4 protein-coding genes are annotated in these 4,659 nt (G+C 46.0%); all 4 read right to left on the bottom strand.

The window, feature by feature from the left end:
* Positions 1–34: 34 nt before the first annotated feature.
* Complete coding sequence (locus tag BG32_RS01225; RefSeq protein ID WP_014730111.1) at positions 35–1,051, bottom strand: ABC transporter ATP-binding protein; 1,017 nt, start codon at positions 1,049–1,051, stop codon at positions 35–37.
* A 13-nt stretch (positions 1,052–1,064) separates the two neighbouring features.
* On the bottom strand, positions 1,065–1,946 hold the full coding sequence (locus tag BG32_RS01220) for an ABC transporter permease (protein ID WP_014730110.1): 882 nt from the start codon (positions 1,944–1,946) through the stop codon (positions 1,065–1,067).
* Between the two features lie 14 nt (positions 1,947–1,960).
* On the bottom strand, positions 1,961–2,995 hold the full coding sequence (locus BG32_RS01215) for an ABC transporter permease (protein ID WP_006491453.1): 1,035 nt from the start codon (positions 2,993–2,995) through the stop codon (positions 1,961–1,963).
* A gap of 113 nt (positions 2,996–3,108) precedes the next feature.
* On the bottom strand, positions 3,109–4,659 hold a 1,551-nt coding region (locus tag BG32_RS01210; protein ID WP_147434779.1), incomplete at its 5' end, for an ABC transporter substrate-binding protein.

The raw sequence follows: 4,659 nt of genomic DNA, 5'->3' as shown, positions 1-4,659 counted from the left end.
GTTCTGAGGAGAAGTTTGCTTTTGTTATCGTTGCTCATGCGCTCTCACCTGCCCTTGCCACTTTGATCGTTTCGATAAGTTTATCTATGTGCCAGCAGGCAGCTGTATGATCATTTTCTATCTCAACCAACGGTGGTTCTTCCTTTCGACATTTTTCCGTTGCGAGAGGACATCTTGTGTTGAATCTGCATCCATCGGGAAAATCTAGAGGGTCGGGGACTACACCGGGAATATTATAGAGAACCTCTTTGTCCTCATCCAGCCTGGGGATCGCGTTCATAAGCCCCCATGTGTAAGGATGCCTTGGATTTTTGAACAAAGTGTGTACATCGGCGTATTCAACGACCTTTCCCGCATACATAACCACCACTCTCTGAGCCATCTCGGCTATTACCCCGAGATCGTGAGTAATCATCACGAGTGCCATGCCATATTGATCTTGTAAAGACTTCATCAGCTCGAGAATCTGAGCCTGAATTGTCACATCCAGAGCCGTGGTAGGTTCGTCGGCAAAGAGCAGTTTAGGATTGCAGGACAAAGCCATTGCAATCATCGCTCTCTGGCGCATTCCTCCGGAAAGCTCATGAGGGTATTCATCTATCCTTTTCTCCGGTTCAGGAATCCCGACTTTCTTGAGCATATCTATGGCCATTTGCCGGGCCTTCTTTTCATCTACATCCTGATGAAGCAGAATCGCCTCCATGATCTGGAATCCTATTGTAAAGACTGGATTGAGAGCAGTCATGGGTTCCTGAAAGATCATGGCCATTTCGTTTCCCCTGATCTTCATCATCTTCGATTCAGGAATTGCCATGACGTCTTCGCCGTCGAAGATGATCTTGCCACCTGCTATCTCACCCTTTTCGTCAAGAAGTCTCATAATAGAGAGCGATGTCACGCTCTTTCCGCAACCCGATTCTCCGACTATTCCGAGAGTCTCACCCGGAAAGACGTCGAATGTGACTCCATCGACGGCTTTCACGATTCCATCTTCTGTGTGGAAATAAGTTCTTAAATCCTCAACCTGCAACAGTGCTTTCCTTTCATTCATGACTCAAACCTCCTCAGCTTCTCATTCTCGGGTCAAAGATGTCCCTAAGGGCATCTCCAACAAGATTCCACGCAAGAACGAAGAGCACCATGGCAGTACCAGGGAAAACAATGGCAAACCACGACTGGTCGAGCATAGTCATCCAGTTCCTTGAATAAGAAAGTATTGTTCCCCAGTCGGCATAACCCGGTTCTGCACCAACTCCTAGAAAGCTCAGTCCTGCTGCAGTTATGACATAAGATCCAATTCTCATTGACATCTGAACAACGACCGGAAAAATCGTGTTGGGAAGGATATGTTTAATAATGATCTTCCAGTCTTTCTGTCCAAGAGCCTTGGCAGCGAGAACATATTGTTCTTCTCTTGCTTGAAGAATGTTTCCCCTAATGAGACGTGCAGTGCTCATCCAGCCGAAGATTATCAGCGCGATTATGACTTTATCTAGCCCCTTTCCCAAAACCGTAGTCATTACCATAGCTGCAACGAGGAAGGGGATTGACAAGAATATGTCCGTTATCCTCATTAGGATTTCGTCAACCCATCCTCCGAAATACGCGGATATTGAGCCAACAATCACCCCAATAAGGGCAGCCATACTGGTAATTATCAAACCCAGTCTAAAAGCCGTTCTAGTCCCCCAGATTACGCCGTAGAAGACATCCCTCCCACCGATTACTCCGAAGGGATGTTCTGCAGAAGGCGCTATTGGTTTTGATGACCAGGAAGCTCTTGGAATCTGGTAGTTATCACCCATCTCATTGACGCCTGCTATCTGAGGGGCAAATATTGCAATGATTATGAAGAAGATCAACAGACAAGTACCAAGAACCGCGGTTCCGTTTGTCCAGTATTTCTTCATGATCTTTCTAAATTCACTCTTTCTCTTTGCCGGCATCTGCATTTTCCCCCTCATTCAAGCCTTATTCTGGGATCAACCAGAGCGTAAGAAACGTCTACGATCAGGTTTCCAACAACCATTATGAAGGAGAAGAACAATGCTCCACCTATAATCGACCAGTAATCCAGAAGACTTGCTGCATCGGCAAGGAATCTTCCCATTCCGACGCGGGAGAAGATCGTCTCTACAAAGACTGTTCCTCCCAACAACCCCATAACCGATCCTCCAGCAACCGTAATGACTGGAATCATAGCGTTTCTCTTGGCATGCTTTTTGATAACCGTTCTTTCGGGCACGCCTTTTGCTCTTGCCGTCCGTATATAGTCCTTCCTCAGCACTTCAAGCATGCTCGAACGCGTAATCCTTAGTAGATAAGCCCACCAAAGGTACGCAAGGGTGAGGACAGGAAGTATAATGTGTCTCAATGCATCGATGAATATGTCAAGTCTCCCATTCAGTAATGCATCAAATGTTGGCATACTTGTTATTGTTCTCCATTCATCTGATCTCATGACCAGATCAAACTCCGTGCTTACCATACCCGGGGGAAACCAACCAAGAATTGAGTAGAAGACAAGAAGGAGCAAAAGCCCAAAAACAAAATCAGGAAGAGACCAACCCACAAGGGCAAAGACCCTTATGAATTGATCTGTAAATTTGTTCTGGTTAACGGCAGAAATCACTCCCAACCATATTGCAACAAGAATTACAGGAACAATTGCATAGATTGTCAACTCCAGTGTATACGGGAATCGCTCAAGCATCGACGGGAGTACTCCCTTTTTCCCAACCATGGAGTATCCAAAATCACCTTGTAGGATATTTCCAAGCCATTTCAAGTATTGAACAGGCATTGGTTCATCAAGACCGTATTTCTTGATCAGTCTCTCTGCCGCATCTGGAGTCTTCAAAGCTTCAGGACTCTTTACGTAAGAGGCAAGAAGCCTATCGGGGCCAAGGGCCCAGATCATAGAGAAAATAATCAGAGTAACACCTATCATTATCAATGGCAGTAGAAGAAGTCTCCTGATTATGTAAGCAGTCACCCGAAAATCACCACTCTTTCTTCAAAACAAAGGCAATAGTTTATTATAATCTATATCTCTAGTCAAAAAAAGAGCCGGGCAAGAAAAACCCGGCTCTCTACGGGATATTTCAATTACTGATTCTTGGAAAGCTGGTAATAGTAGAATCCAGACCTTACAAGATGAGGATACCAGCCCTCAACCCAAGGTGCTCTAACGTTGAGACCTGTTGGCATATACAGAGGAATACCGATTGCAGCATCAATTACCTTTTCCTGAATGCTTCTATAAAGCTTTATACGCTCTTGGTTGTCAATAGAGACAGCAGCTGCACTTATTTCAGCATCAACATTTTCAGCTGCCCATTCCTGGAAAGGAACTCCCTGTCTGGAAGCGTATACACCGTAACTTGCATAGTAGGTCGCGATGAAATTATGCGGGTCTGGATAGTCAGCCAACCAGCCTATTGTGAACAACGGAAGGAAACCGTTTCTCTGAGCCGCCAGATATGTCGGCCACTGTACACCAAGCGGCTCAACCTTGAACTTCGGATTGATCGAGTTCACAAAGTAAGCGAGCATCTCAGCAATAGTCTGTCTAGCATCGTTACCTGTGTTATAGAGAAGCTGAATCTTGAAACCTTTCTCCCAGACTTCTCCGCCCCAGGCCTTCTTGAACTCTTCAGCAGCCTTTGCGAGATTGAACTCTGGCAGGGGTAGCGTTTCGTCATATCCGAGGAAACCTTTGGGAAGGTCTGATGGAACAAGCTCTCCAAGGCCATTCAATACCTCGTCTACAAAAGTGGCTCCATCGTAGCAGTAGGCAAATCCTCTTCTAACATGGATATCAGAGAAGAAATCTCTTGGCACTCCGTTTCCATCTAGCTTTCCACTTCCAAGATATTCACTGCCCTCTGCAACGAGCCAGTTAAAGTGAAGGGAAGTAATACTTGCTGTCGGATAACCCTTCGTGACAACTGCTTTCCCCTCTGCTGCAAGAGCCTCAGCCTGATCTAGATATGGAGCGCCAAAGTATGCAATATCTGCATCTCCTGCTTCAAATATCGCTTTTCTGGTTGAGAATTCGTCAATTCCCCAGATCACGACGTTCTTGATCGTCGCAGGGCCTGCCCAGTAGTCGTCAAATCTCTCTAGAATTACTTTCATTTCTGCAGAGTCCCATTCTACAAGCTTGAATGGTCCTGAACCAGCTTCCGCATTATGGTACGGGCTTTCCTGAGGCTCGAGATCATGCCACTTCCACCAGCCGTCTGCTTTGCCGTCCCATGCTCCATTTTCGATTCCCCACTTGGAATCAGTTATAGCTGCCCAAGAACCAAAATGAGCTATCGTGTTCAAGAAAGGACCCCAAGGAGCATCAAGAGTAAATACAACACTGTTTCCCTCTATCTTGACCTTCGGGCTTACAACTTCCTCATAGAAGGAAATCAGTTTCTGCCTTGCCTCATCAGAAACGACGTTCTTGTCGGCATCAACTGCTTCTGAATATGGCATACCTGAGTAAGCTTCGAACCAGCTTTCAACGCTTGCGTGAGCACCACCGGTTAGAGCTTCGATGATCATCCACTGAGGTCCACCAGATGGGTCACCAAGAATGTACCTATGGAACGAATACTTGACGTCCTCAGGAGTAAGAACGTTTCCAGTGTGGAATTTGACCCCTTC

It is taken from the genome of Mesotoga sp. HF07.pep.5.2.highcov, from assembly GCF_003666285.1.
Classification (GTDB): Bacteria; Thermotogota; Thermotogae; order Petrotogales; family Kosmotogaceae; genus Mesotoga; species Mesotoga prima.
Note: the sequence above shows the minus strand (reverse complement) of the source record. Positions and strands in the feature narration are given on the sequence as shown.